This is a genomic window from Brevundimonas sp., assembly GCF_035999125.1.
Lineage (GTDB): Bacteria > Pseudomonadota > Alphaproteobacteria > Caulobacterales > Caulobacteraceae > Brevundimonas.
The window spans coordinates 80137-99125 of the sequence record NZ_DASYGX010000016.1 but is presented as its reverse complement, the minus strand read 5'-3'; the positions used below and the strand labels follow the sequence as shown (position 1 = coordinate 99125).

Genomic DNA, 18989 nt, shown 5'->3' with positions numbered 1-18989 from the left:
CACTCAGCGCAGGGCGCCGGTTCGGTGCAGGCGCCAGGCGGCGCCGAACAGGGCCGCGGCCACGACGACGACGAAGGTCAGCACCGCCACCTGGGAGGCGCCGAAGGCCGCGAAGACGCCGTAGGCGACGTCGCCGGCATAGAGCGCCACATAGCCGGCCAGAGACGCGGCCAGGACCGGCAGGGACCAACGCCGGCCGAAGAACAGCAGCGCCGAGCCGACCACGCCGCCGAACACGCCGACGGCGAAGACGATCGTCATCCAGACCGGGAGGCCGGCGTAGAGCTGGGCCTGGGCCTCGGTCATGCCGCGGCCCATCAGGGTCGCCTCGGAGGCCAGCGACGAGCCGGCGAACTGGAACACGCCGTACAGGCTCCACAGCACGCCGAAGGCGGCGAGACCGCGCGCCCACAGGGGCACGGCGGAGCGGGAGGGGGCGGCAGGCAGGGTGGAAACGGTCATGGCCGAAGCCCTTTCGGTTCGAGCGCGCCGGACCCATTCCGCGCGTCTTGAACGGAAGACGCGCGGCCCACGCCGGATTCGACGCCGACCGGAAGAAAATCGCTCAGCGCTTCTCGAACTTCCGGATCACGCCGGAGTAGGTCATCAGCACGCGGTCGCCGGTGGTGATCTGGCCGCGGGCGAAGATCAGGCTCTTGCCCGCCTTGACCACCTCGCCGGTCGCCTCGATCAGCTCGCCGACGTAGGCGCCGTCGACGAAGGTGGAGTCGAGCGACACGGTCACGCCCGAGGCCCCCTCCATCTCCTGATAGGCGGTCTGGAACAGGGCGATGTCGGCGAAGGTCATCAGGCAGCCGCCGTGCATGCGGTCGCCGGCGTTCATGTGCTTGGGCTCGGCGCGGAAGGCGCAGCGCATGCGGCCGTCGGGATCGGGCCGGAAATAGAAGGGGCCGACCACCTGATCGAAGGTGCCGTGCAGGTCATAGGTCCGCCAGCCGGCGAACTCGCCTTCGGTGACGGTGATCTTGGCGACCATCAAGGCCCCTTCTGCTGCGCCGGGGAGTGGCGGAAAAAAAGCGAGTCGATCGAGTCGATTTCGGAGAATGTGCACTCCGAAAAAACAGAGTGCACATAGTGCACATCCGTCGGACGCGGCCTCGTCGTCGAGCACAATATAGGACGCCTGCGGGTGGGCGCAGGCGCCGCCGTGCTTTTTTCTTTCGCGCCGATGCGGGATAGAGGCGCGATGAGCGATCCGATCGAAACCGAGATCTTCGACCTTCTGGCCAAGCGCGACCCCGGCAAGAGCATCTGTCCGTCCGAAGTGGCAAAGATCATCGCCCCCGACCGCTGGCAGCGGGAAATGGGCAAGGTCCGCGCCGTGGCGACCGGACTGGCGCGCCAGGGGCGATTGGTCATCACCAAGAAGGGCAAGCCGGTGAACCCCGAGGCGTTCAAGGGCGTGATCCGCCTGATGTTGCCGGAAAGCCCGCCGAAGTGAGGGCGGCGGCGGCCCTGTTCGCCGCTCTGGCGCTGACGGCCTGCGCGTCGCCGCGGGTGCAGGCGCCTCTGACGCCACCGGCAGGGTTCGCGGGGCCGAGCATCGAGGCGGACGCCTTCGTGGTGCGCGACGGCGCGCGGCTGGCCATGCGGCGCTGGGCGCCGCTGGAGCGGGCGCCGGACGTGGCGATCGTGGCGCTGCACGGGGTCAACGACAGTTCCGCGGCGTGGCGTCTGGCGGGGCCTTGGTGGGCCGAGCGGGGCGCGGTGACCTATGCTTATGACCAGCGGGGGTTCGGGCGGTCGCCGGGGCGGGGCGTCTGGCCGGGCGACCTGATGCAGGACGACCTGCGCGACGTCGTCGATCTGGTGCGCGCGCGTCATCCCGGACTGCCGGTCGTGGTGGTGGGCGAGAGCATGGGCGGCGCGGTGGGCATCGCCGCCTTCGCCTCGGACGGTCCGCCCCAGGCCGACGGGCTGGTGCTGCTGGGGCCGGCGGTGTGGGGCTGGTCCAGCCAAAACCTGCTGAACCGGGCCTCGCTGTGGGTCACGGCGCGGGTGGCGGGGGCGTATGCCGTGGAGCCGCCGGAGTGGGCGACGCGGGACGTGCTGGCCTCGGACAACTGGATCGAGCTGATCCGCAGCGGGCGCGACCCGGCCTTCATCACGGCCACGCGGTTCGACGTGGTGCACGGTCTGGTCGATCTGATGGAGATCGCGTCTCGCGATCTGGGGCGGACGCGCGTGCCGACGCTGCTGCTGTACGGCGCGCACGACGATCTGGTGCCCAAGCGGGCGATGCGGCGCGCACTGGAGCGCGCGGGCGAGGCGCCGAACCTGCGCACCGGATGGTACGAGGACGGCCGGCACCTGCTGAACCGCGACCTGTTCGCCGTCGCCGTCTTCGCCGACGTCCTGGACTTCGCCCGCGATCCTTCGGCGCCGTTGCCGTCGGGCGCGCCGCCCGTTCTACCCCGCCTGACCTCGCGGTGACGTGAGGGAAAGGCGCCTTGTTCCGAACCCAAGACCCGCGTATGGGCCCCGCAACAAAAATACCCAGGAAAGGCTCGAACAGGGCATGACGCTGTTTGATTCCCCGTCGTTCGCGAACCACGAAGGCGTTCACGCCTTCTCCGACGAAAAGACCGGCCTCAAGGCGATTGTTGCGGTGCACTCCACCGCGCGAGGCGCGGCCGTGGGCGGCACGCGGATGTGGAATTACGCCTCCGCCGCCGAGGCGCTGGAGGACGTGCTGCGTCTGTCCAAGGGCATGAGCTACAAGAATGCGGTCGCCGATCTGGAGATGGGCGGCGGCAAGTCGGTGATCATCGGCGACTCCAAGACCCAGAAGACGCCGGAGCTGTTCCGCGCCTTCGGCCGCGCGGTCGATCAACTGGGCGGCGCCTATTACGCGGCCGAGGACGTCGGCGTGTCGGTCGAGGACATCGCCCAGGCGCGGACGCAGACCGAGTACGTGGTCGGCCTGTCGGGCGGCAAGGAAGGCTCGGGCGACCCCAGCCCGGTGACCGCCGAGGGCGTGTTCCGTTCGACACTGCTGGTCGCGCGCCGTCTGTGGAACCAGGACGACCTGACCGGGCTGACGATCGCGGTGCAGGGCATCGGACACGTCGGCGGCTACTTGGCCGACAAGCTGCACGCCGCGGGCGCCAAGCTGATCGTCACGGACGTGAACGTGCCGCTGCTGGAAGAGGTCGCGGCGAGGACCGGCGCGGAGATCGTGGCGCCCGACGCCATCTATGACGCCAAGGCCGACATCTATGCGCCGTGCGCGCTGGGCGCGACGCTGAACCCGCAGACGCTGGACCGGCTGACGGTCAAGGCGGTGGTGGGCGCCGCCAACAACCAGCTGGCGACGCCGGAGATCGGGCGCATCCTGTTCGATCGCGGCGTGCTGTACGCGCCGGACTACGTCGCCAACGGCGGCGGCATCATCAACGTGGCGTCCGAGCTGAAGGCCCGCCAGACGGGCGGCGCCTATGACCCGGCCTGGGTCGAGGGCAAGCTGAGCCGCCTGATGGAGACGCTGGAAGAGGTTCTGGACCGCTCCGCGTCGGAGAACCGCCCGACCCACGAGATCGCCGACGCGATCGCCGAGGCGCGGATCCAGAAGGCGGCGGAGCTGAAGCTGGCGGCGTAATCCCTCATTTTCCCTCCCCTTCTGGGGAGGGACCGCTCCGCGCAGCGGAGCGAGGGTGGGGCTGAGCCGAGTTCAGCGCATGGTCGATCCCGTCCATGACGTCCGGCAGGTGATCCCGGATCGCGGTTGCGGGAAATCGGAGCACGACGTAGCCCTCGCGCCTTAGAACTGCATCCCGCGTCATGTCGTGGGCGGCGGTGAGATCGTGATGGGCTCCGTCGACTTCGACGACCAGACGACGCGAATGGCAGACGAAGTCGAGGAAATAGCCCCGGAACGGGGCCTGACGGCGGAAGTGGAAGCCGTTGCTCCGGAGCGTCTTCAGGCTGGCCCAAAGACGCGCCTCGGGCGGCGTGAGGGCTTTCCGCATTTCGCGGGAACGTGCGTTCGCGGCGGCGTTCGCCATGACTTAGCCCCACCCTGTCGTCGCTTCGCGTCGACGTCCCTCCCCATGAGGGGAGGGAGAACGGCGTGTCGATCTCCTTCCCCTTAACGCCGCATTTACCACGCTCCCGGCAGTTTCTGCCTAGCGGGCGCGTTCGGATGTCCCGCCGGTGGTTCAGGGCGGGTGCGCGTGGGCGGCTTCACGGCGGCGGTGCAGAGATTCGGGATCGGTCGCCTGGCGGCCGTGCTGGGCGTGGCGGCGGGCGTCGCGGCGGTGCTGGTCGCCGTCATGATGCGCATCGGCCAGGCGCCGGACGCGCTGCTGTATTCCAACCTGGACCTGCGCGAGGCGTCGGAGATCACGACGGCGCTGGACGCGGCGGGCATCAAACATTCGGCCAAAGGCGACGGCTCGACCATCTTCGTCAGCCGCGACGAGGTCGGCACCGCGCGGATGCTGCTGGCCGGCAAGGGGCTCGTGACCCAAGGGTCGGTCGGCTATGAAATCTTCGACGAGCAGTCGGTGCTGGGCCAGACGGAGTTCCAGCAGAACCTGAACGCCAAACGCGCGCTGGAAGGCGAGCTGGCGCGGGACATCATGTCCCTGCGCGGGGTGTCGATGGCGCGGGTGCGCATCGCCCTGCCGGAGCGGGCGCTGTTCCAGGCGGACGCGGCGGAGCCGACGGCCTCGGTCGTGGTCGGTCTGGGCGGGCGCGAGATGACGGCCGAGAACGTGCGGGCGATCCGCAACCTGGTCGCCTCGGCCGTGCCGAACCTGAAGCCGAACCGCGTCACGGTCGTGGACGACATGAACCGCACCCTGGCGGCGGGCGGCGAGGACGACGGCTTCGGCGCCGGGGCGGAGCAGGCCAAGGCCGGCACCGAACGCCAGCTGCAGGCGCGGATCATGGACATCGTCGAGGGCGTGGTGGGCCCCGGCGCGGCGCGGGTGCAGGTCACCGCCGAGATCGACCACAGCCGCCAGACGACGCAGGAGCTGCGCTACGACCCGGACGGTCAGGTGGTGCGCTCGACGGCCACGAACGGCTCGACGGCCCAGGACACCAGCGCCCAGTCGCTGGGCGGGGCGACGGCGACGGAGAACATCCCCGGCGGCGAGGGGCCGGAGACGGCGCAGGTCGGGTCCAGCCAGCAGGACACCTCCGAGACCATCAACTACGAGATCTCGAACACCACCACGACCACGGTGAAGGAGCCGGGCGAGGTGCGTCGTCTGGCGGTCGCCGTGGCGGTCGACGGCAAGTGGACGCCCGGCGCCGACGGCGCGGAGGCGACCTATGCCCCGCGCACGCCGGAGGAGATCGCCCAGATCAAGGCCCTGGTGGGCGCCGCGGTCGGCATCGACGAGACGCGCGGCGACAAGCTGGAGGTGACCAACGTCCGGTTCGACCGGGCCGCCCTGCCGGACGGCGGGACCGAGGCCGGCGGCGGCATGTTCGACTTCGGCAAGAACGACGTCATGCGCGGGGTCGAACTGCTGATCCTGCTGATCACGGGCGTGCTGCTGATCTTCTTCGTGCTGCGTCCGCTGCTGAAGGCGGCGACCAGCGGCGGCGCGGCGCAGGCTGCGGGCGGGGGGGCGGTCCTGCCCGCAGGCCCCGGCGTGACGCAGTTGCAGACGGTCACGGTCGGCGGCGGCGGCGGAATCGCCGGCCAGCTGACCGGGCCGACCGAGATGGAGCAGCGGCTCGACATCGCCCGCATCGAGGGACAGGTGAAGGCGTCGTCGGTGCGCAAGGTCGCCGACTTCGTCGAGAAGCACCCGGAGGAATCGACCTCGATCCTCCGCAGCTGGGTGCATGAGGGCTGATGGCCAGGCTGCTGACCAAGAAGGCGGCGGTCGAGGACGCCCGCAAGCTGACGGGGCCGGAGAAGGCCGCGGTGATCCTGCTGTCGCTGGGCGAAGAGCACGTGCGCCTGTGGCAGGGGCTGGACGAGGACGAGATCAAGGAGATCTCCCAGGCCATGGCGACGCTGGGCACGGTGACGTCCAGCGTGGTCGAGGAGCTGCTGCTGGAGTTCGTGTCGGGGATGAGCGGCTCCGGCACGGTCATGGGCAGTTTCGAGCAGACGCAGAAACTGCTGACCGCCTTCATGCCGCCGGATCGCGTCGACGCGATGATGGAGGAGATCCGCGGGCCCGCCGGCCGGACCATGTGGGACAAGCTGGGCAACGTGAACGAGGCGGTTCTGGCGAACTACCTCAAGAACGAATACCCCCAGACGGTCGCGGTGGTGCTGTCCAAGATCAAGCCGGACCATGCGGCGCGGGTGCTGACGTCGCTGCCGGAAGACTTCGCCCTGGAGTGCGTGCAGCGGATGCTGCGCATGGAGCCGGTGCAGCGCGAAATCCTGGACAAGATCGAGCAGACGCTGCGCACCGAGTTCATGTCGAACCTGGCGCGCACCTCGAAGCGCGACAGCCACGAGATGATGGCCGACATCTTCAACAGCTTCGACCGCCAGACCGAGGCGCGCTTCATCGGCGCCCTGGAAGAGCGCAACCGCGAGAGCGCCGAGCGCATCCGCGCCCTGATGTTCGTGTTCGAGGATCTGGCCAAGCTGGACCCCGGCGGCATCCAGACGCTGTTGCGCGCGGTCGAGAAGGATCAGCTGGGTCTGGCCCTGAAGGGAGCGTCGGAGAGCCTGCGCGAGCTGTTCTTCTCCAACATGTCGGAACGCGCCGCCAAGATCATGCGCGAGGACATGGAGAGCATGGGGCCGGTGCGTCTGAAGGACGTCGATCAGGCGCAGATGACGATGGTGCAGGTCGCCAAGGACCTGGCCGCCAAGGGCGAGATCATGCTGGTCGGCCAGGGCGGCGACGACGAGTTGATCTACTGACATGAGCGCCGCACGCCCTTTCATTTTCGATCAGGAGTTCGCCGAGGACGGCCGGGTCGTCCGCGCGTCGGACTGGCGCCCGGCGCGCCGGGCCTATCTGCCGGCCGAGGTCGAGGCTCTGGTCGCCCAGGCCGCGGCCGAGGCGCGGGCGCAGGCGCTGGCGGAAGCGGAGGGGCAGAGGGCCGCCGCTCTGGCGGTCGTCGCCGACGCCGTGGCGCGGGGTCTGCCCGCGCTGTCGGAGGTGGCGCGCCGGCATCGGGAGGAATCCGCCGAGTTGGCCCTGGCCTGCGGTCGTGCGCTGGCGTCGGCGGCCTTGGCGCGGTTCCCGGCCGGCGCGGTGGCCGCCGCTCTGGAAGCGCTGGGGCGCGAGATCGAGGCGCAGGGCCGGCTGACGATCCGCGCGGGCGGGCTGGACGAGGCGGCGCGAGGCCTGATCCAGGACGCCTGCGCGCAAGCCGGGCATGCCGGGGGCGTGGCCTTCCGCGACGACCCGTCGATGGCCCCCGCCGCCTTCGAACTGACCTGGGCCGACGGGCGCGCGGAGTTCGATCTGGACGCCGCCGCCGCGCGGCTGGCCGACGCCCTGAATTCCGCCCTGGCCGCCGAGGCCGGGCACGCCGAACCGCTTGATCTGGGAGCCTGACCATGGCCGCCGACCTGCCCCTCGAAGAGTTTCCCGACGGCACGGCGCTGGTGACCGCCGACGATGCGGCCGACAAGTCCGCCGCCGACCTGGCGCCGGTGTTCGACGTGCCGGTCAACATCGCCGCCGTGCTGGGCAAGTCGCACATGTCGGTGGCGCAGCTGCTGAAGCTGGGGGCCGGGTCGGTGCTGGAGCTGGACCGAAAGGTCGGCGAGGCGATCGACATCTTCGTCAACAACCGGCTGGTCGCGCGCGGGGAGGTCGTCGTCGTCGAGGACCGGCTGGGCGTGACCATGACGGAAATCATCAAGACCGAGGACGCGGGCGCCTGACCGGCGACCGCACGTAGGATTTAGGGAGGACGACCCATGCGGCTTTTGGTGGTCGGCAGACTGAGCGGACAGCTCGCCACGGCGGTGAAGATGGCCATGGCCCACGGGGCCAAGGTCCAGCACGTCGAGCGCGGCGACCAGGCGACGGAGCAGCTGCGCCGGGGGCAGGGCGCCGACCTGCTGATGGTCGACTGGCGCATCGACATCGCCGCCCTGATCGCGGCCAACGAGGCCGAGCGCATCCATGTGCCGGTGGTGGCCTGCGGCGTCGACGCCGGCCCCAGCGAGGCGGCGGCGGCGATCCGGGCCGGGGCCAAGGAGTTCATCCCCCTGCCGCCCGAGGCGGACCTGATCGCGGCGGTGCTGTCGGCGGTGGCGGACGACGAGCGGCCGATGATCTCGGCCGACCCGGCGATGAAGGCCGTGATCCAGCTGGCCGACCAGGTGGCGCGGTCCGAGGCCAGCATCCTGATCACAGGCGAGAGCGGCGTCGGCAAGGAGGTGATGGCGCGCTATCTGCACCAGAAGTCCAAGCGCGCCGAGCGGCCCTTCATCAGCGTCAACTGTGCGGCGATCCCGGACAATCTGCTGGAATCCGAGCTGTTCGGGCACGAGAAGGGCGCCTTCACCGGCGCGGTGGCGCGGCGGATCGGCAAGTTCGAGGAGGCCGACGGCGGCACGCTGCTGCTGGACGAAATCTCGGAGATGGACGTGCGGCTGCAGGCCAAGCTGCTGCGCGCGATCCAGGAGCGGGTCATCGACCGCGTCGGCGGCGGCAAGCCGGTGCCGGTCAACATCCGCATCATCGCCACGTCGAACCGCGACCTGGCCAAGTCGGTGGCGGAAGGGACCTTCCGCGAAGACCTGCTGTATAGGCTGAACGTCGTGAACCTGAAGCTGCCGGCGCTGCGTGAGCGCCCGGCGGACGTGGTCGCCCTGGCCGATCATTTCGTGAAGAAGTACGCCGCCGCCAACGGCGTGCCGGCGCGGCCGGTGTCGGAGGCCGCGCGACGCGCCATCTCCGGCCATCGCTGGACCGGCAACGTGCGCGAGCTGGAGAACGCCATGCACCGCGCGGTGCTGCTGGCGACCGGCGTGGAGATCGACGTCGACGCCATCCGCCTGCCGGACGGGCAGCCGCTGACCGGAGGCGCGACCTATGACGCGGGTCCGGCCGGTCGCGCGGCCCAGACCGCCGACGCGGTGTCGCGCGCTCAGGTCGGCCAGACGGTGGCGCAGATGGAGAAGGCGCTGATTCTCGACACCCTGACCCATTGCCTGGGCAACCGCACCCATGCGGCCAACATCCTGGGCATCTCGATCCGGACCCTGCGCAACAAGCTGAACGAATACGCCGACGAGGGCACGGCGATCCCGGCGCCCCAGTCCGGCGTCGCCGCCGGCTACGCGGCCTGAAAGGACCCCGCGCCATGGACCGCAGAAGCGTCCTGACCGGCCTGTCGGCTCTGGGCCTGACCGCCTGCGGTCGTGCGCCCCAAATCTCGTCCGAGCCCGCTCCGTCGCTGCCCGAAATGTTCGACCTGTCGGCGCTGGAGGCGCGGGACGGCGGGCGGCTGGGCTTCGTCGCCCATGATCTGGGTTCCGGCCGGATGCTGGCGTGGCGGGGCGAAGAGCGTTTCGTCTATTGCTCCACCTTCAAGATGTTCCTGGCCGCCGCGACCTTCCTGCGGGTGCAGGAGGGCGAGGAGCGGCTGGACCGGATGATCCCGGTCACGCGAGCGGACATGGTCAATCATGCGCCGATCACCGAGCCCGCCATCGGCGGCGCGCTGAGCGTCGAGGCCTTGATGAAGGGCACGGTGGAGGTCAGCGACAACCCGGCCGCCAACCTGCTGCTGAAGGCGATGGGCGGGCTGGAGCCGATGCGCGCCTTCTACCGGAGGATGGGCGACGCGGACACCACGGTCGATCGCTTCGAGCCCGAGATGAACCGACTGGACGGCGACAAGGACACGATCAGGCCGCTGAGTTCGGCGGCGAACCTGAAGCGCCTGCTGATCGACGCGGACACGCCGCTGACCGCGCCGCACAAGGACACGCTGCTGCGCTGGATGATCGACACGCCGACGGGACCCGCGCGCATCAAGGCGGGCGTCCCCGCTGGATGGACGGTGGCGCACAAGACCGGGACCGGCGGGTATGGTCCAACCAACGACATCGGCGTGCTGTATCCGCCGTCCGGCGCGCCGGTCATCGTCGCCGCCTATCACCACGGCGCGCGCGAAGCGGCGCCTGAGCGGAACGAGGCGGTGATCGCCGAGGCGACGCGTCTGGCCCTGGCCGAACTGGGTCGGACATGACCGACGCCCCGATGATGATGCGCGACGGCATGGCGCGACCGACCGGGCGGGACGTGCGCGGTTGGTTCGCGCGCGGCGAGGTGCTGATGGCGATGGGCGTCATCGGCATCGTCATGCTGCTGATCCTGCCGATCCCACCGTTCCTGCTGGATCTGCTGCTGGCCATCTCGCTGGTGTCCAGCGTGCTGATCCTGATGACGGCGCTGCTGATGAAGCGGCCGCTGGACTTCGCCATCTTCCCGACGGTGCTGCTGGTCTCGACCCTGTTCCGGCTGGGCCTGAATCTGGCGTCCACCCGCCTGGTGCTCAGTCACGGTCATGAGGGACCGGACGGCGCCGGTCAGGTGATCCAGGCGTTCGGCAGCCTGATGATGGGCGGCAGCTTCATCATCGGCATCATCATCTTCATCATCCTGCTGGTGGTGAACTTCGTCGTCATCACCAAGGGTTCGACCCGCATCGCCGAGGTGTCGGCCCGCTTCACCCTGGACTCCATGCCGGGCAAGCAGATGGCGATCGACGCCGACCTGTCTTCCGGCCTGATCGACGAGGACACGGCCAAGCTGCGCCGCAAGGAGCTGGAGCAGGAATCGACCTTCTTCGGGGCCATGGACGGCGCGTCGAAGTTCGTGCGCGGCGACGCCGTGGCGGGCCTGATCATCACGGCCATCAACGCCATCGGCGGCATTCTGATCGGCGTGCTGTCGCACGGCATGGCGGCGGGCGACGCGGCGAACAGCTATGTCCTGCTGACGGTCGGCGACGGTCTGGTGACCCAGGTGCCGGCCCTGATCGTGTCGATCGCCGCGGGCTTCCTGGTGTCCAAGGCGGGCGTCGAGGGGTCGGCGGACAAGGCGCTGGTCCAGCAACTCGCAACCAATCCGGTGTCGCTGGGCGTGGTGTCGGGCGCGGCGGGCCTGATCGGCCTGATCCCGGGCATGCCGCTGCTACCGTTCGCGGCCCTGTCGATCGGGGCTGGCTTCATGGCGTGGAAGCTGGGGCGCGAGAAGCTGAGGCCCAAGCCGGTCGAGACGGACGCTGGGGCGACCAAGCCGCGCGAGGACGTCGAGGAGCCGATCGCGACGGCCCTGAACATCGACGAGGTGAAGATCGAGCTGGGCTATTCGCTGCTGTCGCTGATCAACGAGCTGGAGGGGCGGCGGCTTACGGACCAGGTGCGGGCGCTTCGGCGCTCGCTGGCCCAGGAGTACGGCTTCGTCATGCCGGCGGTGCGCATCCTGGACAACATGCGGCTGGGCACCCAGGGCTACGCCATCCGCATCAAGGAGATGGAGGCCGGGACCGGCGAGGTGCGGCTGGGTCAGCTGCTGGCCATGGACCCGGCCGGGCGTCAGGTGGAGCTGCCGGGCGAGCACACGCGGGAGCCGGCCTTCGGCCTGCCGGCCACCTGGATCGACGAGGGCTTGCGGGAAGAGGCGACGTTCCGCGGCTACACCATCGTGGACCCGTCGACGGTGCTGACCACGCACCTGACGGAGATACTGAAGGAGAACATGGCCGACCTCTTGTCCTACGCCGAAGTGCAGAAACTGCTGAACGGGCTGGAGGGCGAGGAGAAGAAGCTGGTCGACGAGCTGATCCCGACGGTCGTGACGGTGACGACGCTGCAACGCGTTCTGCAGACCTTGCTGCGCGAGAAGGTGTCGATCCGCGACCTGGCTTCGATCCTCGAAGGCCTGGCGGAGGCCGCGCCGCACACCGCGTCGGTGACCGGACTGGTCGAGCATGTCCGCACGCGGCTGGCGCGTCAGCTGTGCTGGCAGCATCGCGGCGACGACGGCGCCCTGCCGATCGTCACCCTGTCGCCGGAATGGGAGCAGGCCTTCGCCGAGAGCCTGGTCGGGCAGGGCGAGGACCGGCAGCTGGCCATGGCGCCGTCGCGGCTGCAGGACTTCATCCGGGCCGTGCGCGACACCTTCGAGCGGGCGGCGATGGCGGGCGAGACGGCGGTGCTGCTGACCGGGCCGCAGATCCGGCCCTACGTCCGGTCGATCATCGAACGCTTTCGCGGCCAGACGACGGTGATGAGCCAGAACGAGGTGCATCCCCGCGCACGGTTGCGGACGGTGGGGAGCGTCTAGGCCGCCGGGCTCACTCCACCTCCGTCCACCCCCCCGACGACGCCGTGCGCGCCGCGGCGTTGGTGGGGCGGGCGATCAGGCCGGACTGGGTGATCCAGACTTCGTACTCGGCCCCGTCGGCCATCGGCATGTAGGCGCCGCCGCCGTACAGGGTGTCCACCGGATCCACCCAGCGCCGGTATTTGCGCGCCGTGTCCCAGGCGCTGAGCGACCACGGCACGTCCACCTGGGGCGCGCCGCCCTCGATCTCGTGCACGCTGCGGATCGCCGTGCGCTCCTGCTCGGCGGTCTGATAGCGGCCGGACAGGCGGTCGAGGCGATACTGGGTGTCGAGGCCCAGCACGTTGGCCCAAGGCTTCCAGCGCAGAACCTGCGCCTCCAGCCGCCATTCGTCGCCGTGCATGGGATAGACGCCGACGACCGGTTCGGCCGCCTCGCCCGCGGCGGGCTGGGTGACGGTCGCCTCGAAATACTGGGGGCCCAGCTGCTTGGTGCGGATGACGGCGACGGGGCGTTCGTAGGTCAGGCGCGAATAGGTCTGGACGTTCAGGCCCAGCAGGGTCGCGATCGCCGCGGCGGCCAGCAGGCCCCCGCCGCCCACGGCGCCGAGGCCGCCCGAGATGAAGCGCCCGCGGAACAGAGAGCCCAGGCCGCTGAACAGAAAGATCACGCCCAGAACCGCCGCCGCCGACGGGACGATCCACCACCACCAGACCATGCCGTCGCTCCCCAGTGCCTCGGACTTTACGGTTCTATAGGCTTAATCCCGGCGTTCGGCGAAGGTTCACCGTTCAGGCGACTGGACTTCGCGCGTCGCGGCGACGATCTTCCGCCGCCATGTCCGCCGACCTCCGCGCCAGACTCGACGCCTTTCGGCACTTCCTGAACACCCCCGGCTTCGGCCGCCGGGTCGTGTTGCTGTTGATGGCGGCGCTCGCGCTGATGCTGGCGGTGAACGTGACGGCGCTTGTCCTCATCGACCGGGCCGAGAAGTTCGACGGCGAAGTGCAAAGGGCCCAAGCTGTCCGGCGCGCCGCGCGAAGCGTTCTGATCGACGTTCTGGCTGCGGAAACGGCGCAGCGGGCGCATCTGCTGACGGGCGATCCCCTGGCCCTGGATGCGTCCGTGGAGTCCATCGCGGCGGTGACGCAAGGCGTGTCGGCTCTGGCGCTCGACGCCGGGACCGATCCCGAACTGGCGCCTCACGTGGCCGAGATCGTCGATGCGGTGCGGGGCAAGACTTCGGAGCTCGGCGTCACCTTGGACCTGGCGCGAAACGGGCGCGTCGCGGACGCCGTCAGGATCGTGTCGACTGGGCAAGGGCAGGCATTGACCGATCGGCTGGAGACCGCGGTGAACGCCGTGGACGGAATATCCGGCGATCGGTTGACCGCCGCGGAGGCCCGGGCGGGCGGCGCCTTGCGGACGATCGCGCTTATGAACGGGGTCTCCAGCGTGATGATCATCGCCCTGGCGCTGGTCATCGGCTGGCTGGTGCGGACCTACATCGCCGAAATGCGCGGCAAGCAGATGGAACTGGATCGACTGAACGCCGGGCTGGAGAACGAGGTGCGGGACCGGACCCTGGCCCTGACGCGGGCCAATGAGGAGATCCAGCGCTTCGCCTACATCGTCAGCCACGACCTGCGCGCGCCGCTGGTGAACGTCATGGGCTACACCTCCGAACTGCAGCAGGCGGGGCTGGTGATCGACCGGCAGATGACGCTGGTGGAGAGCAAATCGCCGAAGCTGATCGAGAGAGAGGCGCTGGTCGCGGTCCGGGAGGACGTGCCCGAGGCGATCGGCTTCATCCGCGCCTCGACGGAGAAGATGGACCGGCTGATAAACGCCATCCTGCGCCTGTCGCGCGACGGGCGCAGGGCGCTGCATCCGGAACGCCTGGACCTGAAGGCGCTGGCCGAGCAGGCCGCCAAGGCCGTGCATCATCAGACGGACGCCCAGGGCGCCCAGATCGAGGTCGGAGACATGCCGCCGGTGGACAGCGACCGTCTGACCGTCGAGCAGCTGATCGGCAATCTGATCGACAACGCCGTCAAGTATCTGGATCCTGCGAGGCCGGGCCGAATCCGCGTCGAGGGTCGGATCCGCCCCGACGGCATGGTGCAGATCGACGTGGTGGACAACGGGCGGGGCATCGCCGAGCGCGATCTAGAGCGCATCTTCGAGCTGTTCCGCCGCGCCGGGAAGCAGGACCGCCCGGGCGAGGGGCTGGGCCTGGCTTTCGTCCGCAACGGCGCGCGCCGCCTGGGCGGCGACGTGCAGGTGAAGAGCGTCGCCGGAGAGGGCTCGACCTTTTCGCTGATATTGCCCAGAAGGCTTGCAGTGACCGCGTCCGGAGACCTCGCATGAACAGCCCCGTCAGGATCGTGATGGTCGAGGACGACCACGGCCATGCCCGGCTCATCGAGAAGAACATCCGGCGGGCCAACATCTCCAACGAGATCGCCCATTTCGACGACGGCGGTTCGGCGCTGGACTATCTGTTCTCGGACGAGGTGAAGGCCAACGGGCCGCTGCTGATTCTGCTGGACCTGAACCTGCCGGACATGTCGGGCACCGACATCCTGCAGAAGGTGAAGGGCGACGAGCGCCTGAAGCGCGCGCCGGTCGTGATCCTGACGACCACGGACGACAAGGTGGAAATCCAGCGCTGCTACGACCTCGGCTGCAACGTCTACATCACAAAGCCCGTGGACTATGAGAGCTTCGCGGACGCGATCCGGCAGCTGGGGCTGTTCCTGTCGGTGATGCAGGCGCCGGAGATCGAGTGATCGAGCTGAAGCGCCCAATAAGGCTGCTCTACATCGACGACGACCGCGCGCTGGCGCGGCTCGTGCAGAAGGAGCTGGGCCGTCACGGATACGACGTCGTCTGCGCGGGCGACGGCGACGAGGGCCTACGCCTGATGGCCGAGGGCGGCTGGGACGTCTGCGCCCTGGACCACTACATGCCTGGCCGGGACGGGATCGACGTCCTTCCGGAAATGATCGCACTGCCGGACGCGCCGCCGGTGGTCTACGTCACGGGCGCCCAGGAAGGGGCCCTGGCGGTCGCCGCGTTGCGCGCCGGCGCCGCCGACTACGTCATCAAGGACGTGTCGGAGGACTTCACGTCGTTGCTGCGGAACGCCGCCGACGACGCGCTGAACCGGCGACGATTGCAGCGAGAGAACGAGCAGGCCCAGGCCGAGGTGGCCGCCGCGCGCGACCGGGCCGAGGCCATGCTGCGTGAGGTGAACCACCGCGTCGGCAACTCGCTGCAGCTGGTGTCCAGCTTCATCTCGCTTCAGGCCCGGCAGCTGAAGGACGAGGGCGCGCGGACCGCATTGCGCGAGGCGCAGGTGCGGATCGAGGCCGTGGCCCACGTGCACCGCCGCCTCTACACCTCGGGCGACATGGCGACGGTGGCGCTGGACGAATACCTGCGCGGGCTGATCGACGAACTCTCCAAGTCGCTGGGGCCGGACGGGACCTCGCCGGACCTGAGGCTGGAGGTCGAGCCGATCACGGTCTCGACCGACCAGGCGGTGTCGCTGGGCGTCATCGTGTCGGAACTGGTCACCAACGCCGCCAAGTACGCCTATGCCCCCGGGCAGGGCGGCGAGATCCGCGTCATCCTGGCCAAGGCCGGGGACGGGCGGGCCCTGCTGACGGTCGAGGACGACGGGCCGGGCATCCCCGCCGACGACAAGCCCAAGGGCACGGGCCTGGGCCGCAAGATCATCGCCGCCATGGCCGGCGGGCTGAAGAGCGCGCTGGAGTTCGACGCCGAGCACAAGGGCGTGCGCGCGCGGCTGGCCTTCGACCTTTGACGCCTCGGCTGCAGTTCGGACAGGCGGAGCCGGGTCTGTCGTACCGCGAGCGGCCGACGGCCTTCGGCATCGTGGAGCGCGACGGGCTGATCGCCTGCGTGCGCGTGGACCGCGGCGAGGCCAGCTATTTCGACCTGCCGGGCGGCGCGGTGGACGGCGACGAGACCGAGGCCGAGGCGCTTGCGCGAGAGTTCGTGGAGGAGACGGGGCTCTCGGTCGACCCCGGCGAGCGCTTCGCCGAGGCGGGCCAGCTTTTCCGTAAGTCGGACGGCGGGCCGGTGCACAACGTCGGCGGCTTCTGGACGGCGTCGGTGGTCGCGGAGAACCCCTCGGCGAAAGTAGAGGCGGATCATGAGCTGGTCTGGCTGGACCCCGCTCGCGCGTTGAGCGAGTTGAGGCACGACGCCCACGCCTGGGCGGTGGCGAAGTGGCTGAGAAACCGGAACAAGCGCGGCCATATGGAACGATGAAGGCAAGCGACACGCTTTCCTTGCCGAAGCGGCGCCTTGTTGGCGCCGTCAGACAGGGAGCTCCCCATGCCCGATCATGACCGCGTCGAAGGCGCCGCCAAGCAGGCCGGCGGCAACATCAAGGAAGCCGTCGGCAAGATGACCGGCGACGAGAAGCTGAAGGCCGAGGGTCGCGCCGATCAGGTGGAAGGCAAGGTCCAGAACACCGTCGGCGGCGTCAAGGACGCCCTGCGCGACAAGCACTGAGCCTCAGTCGAAATCCAAGAGGTCGTCGAGCAGGGTAGGATCGCCCGTGCCGACGGAACAGCGGCCGGACGTCGACGACGTCCGGCCGTCGTCGCTTCGGGACTGGGTGTTCTCGCAGAGGACGCGCGGGCGCTGGGATGCGGCGCGACGGTCCTGCTCATCCCGCACCGCGCGGTCGATGCGGTCGAAGCAGTCGGCGACGTCCTCGTCCGCTGGCCGGACGTCAGGCCGACATTTCTGGGCGGCGTAGGGGACGGGGTCGGACAAGGCCTCCTCCGGCAGAGGCCTGGCTTCGGCGTGCTGACCAAAGGCCAACCGGCCCCGCGGTGCAGGGGCGCCGACGGCTTCGTCGAAGGCGTCCCAAAGATCATCGCCGACGTCGCGGGACTCGTCGTCAGCCGGCGTTGCGAGCGGGCTGGGGCCGAACACCGCTTCGTAACTTCCTTGATCGATCGCCGACCTTGGCGGCTCCGGCCTCGATGAAGGCGGGAGCGGGATCCCCGTCGCCGGGCGCGGCGGGGCGGTGGCGATCACCTCTCCCGTCGGCGGATCCTGTACGGCCAGGAGAAGCGCGGCGATCAGCAGGATCATGGTTCAACCTCCCGACGTCACCATAGGCGCAACGCGGTCCATGCCCACTGACGCGACCTGACGATCAGCGCGACAGAGCGCGCATGGCCTTGTCCAACCCGTCGAGCGTCAGAGGATACATGCGCTCGTCCACCAGTTCGCGGATCATCCCGATGGAGGCGGAATAGCCCCAGTAGCGCTCCGGCGAGGGGTTCAGCCAGGCGATGCGGTCCCACTGCTGCGTCGCCCGCTTCAGCCAGACGGCTCCCGCCTCCTCGTTCCAGTGCTCGACCGAGCCGCCGGGCATGGTGACCTCATACGGGCTCATCGTCGCGTCGCCGACGAAGATGGCGCGCCAGTCGGCGGGGTATTTGTTCAGCACTTCCCACGTCGGCGTCTTTTCCGAATGACGCCGCCGGTTGTCCTTCCAGACGCCCTCGTAAAGGCAGTTGTGGAAGTAGAAGAACTCCAGGTGCCGGAACTCGGTGCGGGCGGCGGAGAACAGCTCCTCGCAGAGCTTGATGTGACCGTCCATCGACCCGCCGACGTCGAGGAACAGCAGCACCTTGATCGTGTTGCGCCGCTCCGGCCGCATGTGGATGTCCAGCCAGCCCTGGCGCGCCGTGCCGTCGATCGTGGCGTCCATGTCCAGCTCGTCGGGCGTGCCCTGGCGCGCGAAGCGGCGCAGGCGGCGCAGCGCCACCTTGATGTTGCGGGTGCCCAGTTCGACGGAGTCGTCGAGGTTGCGGTACTCGCGCTTCTCCCAGACCTTGACCGCGCGGCCGTGACGCCCGGGGCCGCCGATGCGGACCCCCTCGGGATTGTAGCCGCCGTGGCCGAAGGGGCTGGTGCCGCCGGTGCCGATCCACTTGCTGCCGCCCTGGTGCCGGCCCTGCTGTTCCTCCAGCCGCTTGCGCAGGGTGTCCATCAGGGCGTCGAGACCGCCCAACGCCTGGATCTGCGCCTTCTCCTCGTCGGTGAGGTATTTTTCCGTGAGCAGCTTCAGCCAGTCCTCGGGAATCTCCGCCGGGGCCAACTCGTCGGGGCCGACCGTCTCGACGCCGGCGAACACCTTGGCGAAGACCTGGTCGAAGCGGTCGTAGTGCTTCTCGTCCTTCACCAGCACCGCGCGCGACAGGTGGTAGAAGTCGTCGACCCGGCCCGACGCCACGCCCCGGTCCATGGCCTGCATGAGATGCAGCCACTCCTTCATCGACACGGGCACCTTGGCGTCGCGCAGGGCGGTGAAGAAGGGGAGGAGCATCAGAACAGCTCGGACGGCGGCGGCGGCTTCGGAAGCGCATCGCGCAACTGCGGCACGTGGACGGTCGCGATTGTCCAGAGCTCTGCGTGATCGACGATCTTGTACTCGTGGGCGATCAGATGCCGCAGGTTCGCCATCTTCTGCCAAGCGATCTGGGGGTAGGCCGACCATGTATCGCGACCGACCCGGTTCGCCGCCTCTCCAAGGCGAATGAAGTGCATCGCCAGCGCGTGGGGTCGCGAGATGTCGGCGAGAAAGGCGTCGCGATCCTGATCTTCGATCAAGGCCGAGATGTCGGCGAGCACGCCATGCATTTCGTGCACATGGGCAGCATCGCGGGG

General features: G+C 69.4%; 22 protein-coding genes. 15 read left to right on the top strand and 7 right to left on the bottom strand.

Annotation, left to right across the window (positions count from 1 at the left end; all coding sequences use genetic code 11):
- Nucleotides 1-3 precede the first annotated feature (3 nt).
- Both VGN45_RS13580 and VGN45_RS13575 read right to left on the bottom strand, forming a co-directional pair.
- Nucleotides 4-462: a hypothetical protein gene (locus VGN45_RS13580; protein ID WP_327463375.1), complete on the bottom strand. Its 459-nt coding sequence runs from the start codon at nucleotides 460-462 to the stop codon at nucleotides 4-6.
- A gap of 103 nt (nucleotides 463-565) precedes the next feature.
- Entirely contained in the window at nucleotides 566-997 is a 432-nt protein-coding gene (locus VGN45_RS13575) for a PaaI family thioesterase (protein WP_327463373.1), read from the bottom strand.
- Nucleotides 998-1207: 210 nt separating this feature from the next.
- Between VGN45_RS13575 and VGN45_RS13570 the strand changes: the two genes are divergently transcribed.
- The 3 genes from VGN45_RS13570 (at nucleotide 1208) to VGN45_RS13560 (ending at nucleotide 3619) form a co-directional block, all read left to right on the top strand.
- Nucleotides 1208-1462: a DUF3253 domain-containing protein gene (locus VGN45_RS13570; RefSeq protein WP_327463371.1), complete on the top strand. Its 255-nt coding sequence runs from the start codon at nucleotides 1208-1210 to the stop codon at nucleotides 1460-1462.
- Complete coding sequence (locus VGN45_RS13565; RefSeq protein ID WP_327463369.1) at nucleotides 1459-2454, top strand: alpha/beta fold hydrolase; 996 nt, start codon at nucleotides 1459-1461, stop codon at nucleotides 2452-2454. Before VGN45_RS13570 ends, VGN45_RS13565 begins: the two co-directional genes overlap by 4 nt.
- A gap of 85 nt (nucleotides 2455-2539) precedes the next feature.
- Nucleotides 2540-3619, top strand: a complete 1080-nt coding sequence (locus tag VGN45_RS13560) for a Glu/Leu/Phe/Val dehydrogenase (protein WP_327463367.1) — start codon at nucleotides 2540-2542, stop codon at nucleotides 3617-3619.
- 4 nt (nucleotides 3620-3623) lie between these two features.
- Here the strand turns inward: VGN45_RS13560 and VGN45_RS13555 are convergent, their stop codons facing one another.
- Nucleotides 3624-4025: an endonuclease domain-containing protein gene (locus tag VGN45_RS13555; RefSeq protein ID WP_327463365.1), complete on the bottom strand. Its 402-nt coding sequence runs from the start codon at nucleotides 4023-4025 to the stop codon at nucleotides 3624-3626.
- Nucleotides 4026-4193: 168 nt separating this feature from the next.
- On the opposite strand from VGN45_RS13555, the gene fliF reads away from it, so the two are divergent.
- The 7 genes from fliF to flhA are packed head-to-tail and all read left to right on the top strand — an operon-like array spanning nucleotide 4194 to nucleotide 12266.
- Nucleotides 4194-5834, top strand: coding sequence for a flagellar basal-body MS-ring/collar protein FliF (gene fliF, locus VGN45_RS13550; protein ID WP_327463363.1), 1641 nt, complete (start codon nucleotides 4194-4196; stop codon nucleotides 5832-5834).
- The gene (fliG, locus tag VGN45_RS13545; protein WP_327463361.1) at nucleotides 5834-6868 is read left to right on the top strand and encodes a flagellar motor switch protein FliG; all 1035 of its coding nucleotides are present in this window, start codon (nucleotides 5834-5836) and stop codon (nucleotides 6866-6868) included. The genes fliF and fliG overlap by 1 nt, the downstream gene beginning before the upstream one ends.
- A 1-nt stretch (nucleotide 6869) precedes the next feature.
- Nucleotides 6870-7511 (top strand): flagellar assembly protein FlbE, encoded by a 642-nt coding sequence (locus tag VGN45_RS13540; RefSeq protein ID WP_327463359.1) that lies wholly within the window; start codon nucleotides 6870-6872, stop codon nucleotides 7509-7511.
- 2 nt (nucleotides 7512-7513) lie between these two features.
- Nucleotides 7514-7843, top strand: coding sequence for a flagellar motor switch protein FliN (fliN, locus tag VGN45_RS13535; RefSeq protein ID WP_327463357.1), 330 nt, complete (start codon nucleotides 7514-7516; stop codon nucleotides 7841-7843).
- Nucleotides 7844-7879: 36 nt separating this feature from the next.
- A complete protein-coding gene (locus VGN45_RS13530; RefSeq protein ID WP_327463355.1) occupies nucleotides 7880-9259 on the top strand; it encodes a sigma-54 dependent transcriptional regulator in 1380 nt (459 codons plus the stop codon).
- Between the two features lie 14 nt (nucleotides 9260-9273).
- The gene (gene bla / locus VGN45_RS13525; RefSeq protein ID WP_327463353.1) at nucleotides 9274-10164 is read left to right on the top strand and encodes a class A beta-lactamase; all 891 of its coding nucleotides are present in this window, start codon (nucleotides 9274-9276) and stop codon (nucleotides 10162-10164) included.
- Nucleotides 10165-10175: 11 nt separating this feature from the next.
- On the top strand, nucleotides 10176-12266 hold the full coding sequence (flhA, locus tag VGN45_RS13520; protein WP_327463712.1) for a flagellar biosynthesis protein FlhA: 2091 nt from the start codon (nucleotides 10176-10178) through the stop codon (nucleotides 12264-12266).
- A gap of 10 nt (nucleotides 12267-12276) precedes the next feature.
- Here flhA and VGN45_RS13515 read toward each other — a convergent pair whose 3' ends face one another.
- Complete coding sequence (locus VGN45_RS13515) at nucleotides 12277-12984, bottom strand: hypothetical protein (RefSeq protein ID WP_327463351.1); 708 nt, start codon at nucleotides 12982-12984, stop codon at nucleotides 12277-12279.
- A gap of 119 nt (nucleotides 12985-13103) precedes the next feature.
- Here VGN45_RS13515 and VGN45_RS13510 point away from each other — a divergent pair, with 119 nt between their 5' ends.
- From VGN45_RS13510 to VGN45_RS13490, 5 genes are all read left to right on the top strand, one after another.
- Nucleotides 13104-14636: a sensor histidine kinase gene (locus VGN45_RS13510; RefSeq protein ID WP_327463349.1), complete on the top strand. Its 1533-nt coding sequence runs from the start codon at nucleotides 13104-13106 to the stop codon at nucleotides 14634-14636.
- Nucleotides 14633-15058, top strand: a complete 426-nt coding sequence (locus tag VGN45_RS13505) for a response regulator (protein ID WP_327463348.1) — start codon at nucleotides 14633-14635, stop codon at nucleotides 15056-15058. The genes VGN45_RS13510 and VGN45_RS13505 overlap by 4 nt, the downstream gene beginning before the upstream one ends.
- Nucleotides 15055-16098: a sensor histidine kinase gene (locus VGN45_RS13500; protein WP_327463346.1), complete on the top strand. Its 1044-nt coding sequence runs from the start codon at nucleotides 15055-15057 to the stop codon at nucleotides 16096-16098. Before VGN45_RS13505 ends, VGN45_RS13500 begins: the two co-directional genes overlap by 4 nt.
- Nucleotides 16095-16568 carry an NUDIX domain-containing protein gene (locus VGN45_RS13495; protein WP_327463344.1) on the top strand — a complete coding sequence of 158 codons (474 nt, stop codon included), beginning with the start codon at nucleotides 16095-16097 and terminating at the stop codon, nucleotides 16566-16568. The genes VGN45_RS13500 and VGN45_RS13495 overlap by 4 nt, the downstream gene beginning before the upstream one ends.
- A gap of 66 nt (nucleotides 16569-16634) precedes the next feature.
- On the top strand, nucleotides 16635-16814 hold the full coding sequence (locus VGN45_RS13490; protein WP_327463342.1) for a CsbD family protein: 180 nt from the start codon (nucleotides 16635-16637) through the stop codon (nucleotides 16812-16814).
- 3 nt (nucleotides 16815-16817) lie between these two features.
- Here VGN45_RS13490 and VGN45_RS13485 read toward each other — a convergent pair whose 3' ends face one another.
- The 3 genes from VGN45_RS13485 to VGN45_RS13475 form a co-directional block, all read right to left on the bottom strand.
- Nucleotides 16818-17405: a hypothetical protein gene (locus VGN45_RS13485; RefSeq protein ID WP_327463340.1), complete on the bottom strand. Its 588-nt coding sequence runs from the start codon at nucleotides 17403-17405 to the stop codon at nucleotides 16818-16820.
- Between the two features lie 64 nt (nucleotides 17406-17469).
- On the bottom strand, nucleotides 17470-18648 hold the full coding sequence (locus VGN45_RS13480; protein ID WP_327463338.1) for a VWA domain-containing protein: 1179 nt from the start codon (nucleotides 18646-18648) through the stop codon (nucleotides 17470-17472).
- A complete protein-coding gene (locus VGN45_RS13475; RefSeq protein WP_327463336.1) occupies nucleotides 18648-18953 on the bottom strand; it encodes a DUF86 domain-containing protein in 306 nt (101 codons plus the stop codon). The genes VGN45_RS13480 and VGN45_RS13475 overlap by 1 nt, the downstream gene beginning before the upstream one ends.
- Nucleotides 18954-18989 lie beyond the last annotated feature (36 nt).

Coding starts and splice junctions, on each gene's coding strand:
- VGN45_RS13555 (WP_327463365.1), bottom strand. CDS start 4,025: ATGGCGAACGCCGCCGCGAACGCACGTTCCCGCGAAATGCGGAAAGCC.
- VGN45_RS13510 (WP_327463349.1), top strand. CDS start 13,104: ATGTCCGCCGACCTCCGCGCCAGACTCGACGCCTTTCGGCACTTCCTG.
- bla (WP_327463353.1), top strand. CDS start 9,274: ATGGACCGCAGAAGCGTCCTGACCGGCCTGTCGGCTCTGGGCCTGACC.
- VGN45_RS13515 (WP_327463351.1), bottom strand. CDS start 12,984: ATGGTCTGGTGGTGGTGGATCGTCCCGTCGGCGGCGGCGGTTCTGGGC.
- VGN45_RS13480 (WP_327463338.1), bottom strand. CDS start 18,648: ATGCTCCTCCCCTTCTTCACCGCCCTGCGCGACGCCAAGGTGCCCGTG.
- VGN45_RS13560 (WP_327463367.1), top strand. CDS start 2,540: ATGACGCTGTTTGATTCCCCGTCGTTCGCGAACCACGAAGGCGTTCAC.
- VGN45_RS13575 (WP_327463373.1), bottom strand. CDS start 997: ATGGTCGCCAAGATCACCGTCACCGAAGGCGAGTTCGCCGGCTGGCGG.
- VGN45_RS13580 (WP_327463375.1), bottom strand. CDS start 462: ATGACCGTTTCCACCCTGCCTGCCGCCCCCTCCCGCTCCGCCGTGCCC.
- VGN45_RS13530 (WP_327463355.1), top strand. CDS start 7,880: ATGCGGCTTTTGGTGGTCGGCAGACTGAGCGGACAGCTCGCCACGGCG.
- fliG (WP_327463361.1), top strand. CDS start 5,834: ATGGCCAGGCTGCTGACCAAGAAGGCGGCGGTCGAGGACGCCCGCAAG.
- VGN45_RS13540 (WP_327463359.1), top strand. CDS start 6,870: ATGAGCGCCGCACGCCCTTTCATTTTCGATCAGGAGTTCGCCGAGGAC.
- VGN45_RS13505 (WP_327463348.1), top strand. CDS start 14,633: ATGAACAGCCCCGTCAGGATCGTGATGGTCGAGGACGACCACGGCCAT.
- fliN (WP_327463357.1), top strand. CDS start 7,514: ATGGCCGCCGACCTGCCCCTCGAAGAGTTTCCCGACGGCACGGCGCTG.
- VGN45_RS13485 (WP_327463340.1), bottom strand. CDS start 17,405: ATGATCCTGCTGATCGCCGCGCTTCTCCTGGCCGTACAGGATCCGCCG.
- VGN45_RS13490 (WP_327463342.1), top strand. CDS start 16,635: ATGCCCGATCATGACCGCGTCGAAGGCGCCGCCAAGCAGGCCGGCGGC.
- flhA (WP_327463712.1), top strand. CDS start 10,176: ATGATGATGCGCGACGGCATGGCGCGACCGACCGGGCGGGACGTGCGC.
- VGN45_RS13570 (WP_327463371.1), top strand. CDS start 1,208: ATGAGCGATCCGATCGAAACCGAGATCTTCGACCTTCTGGCCAAGCGC.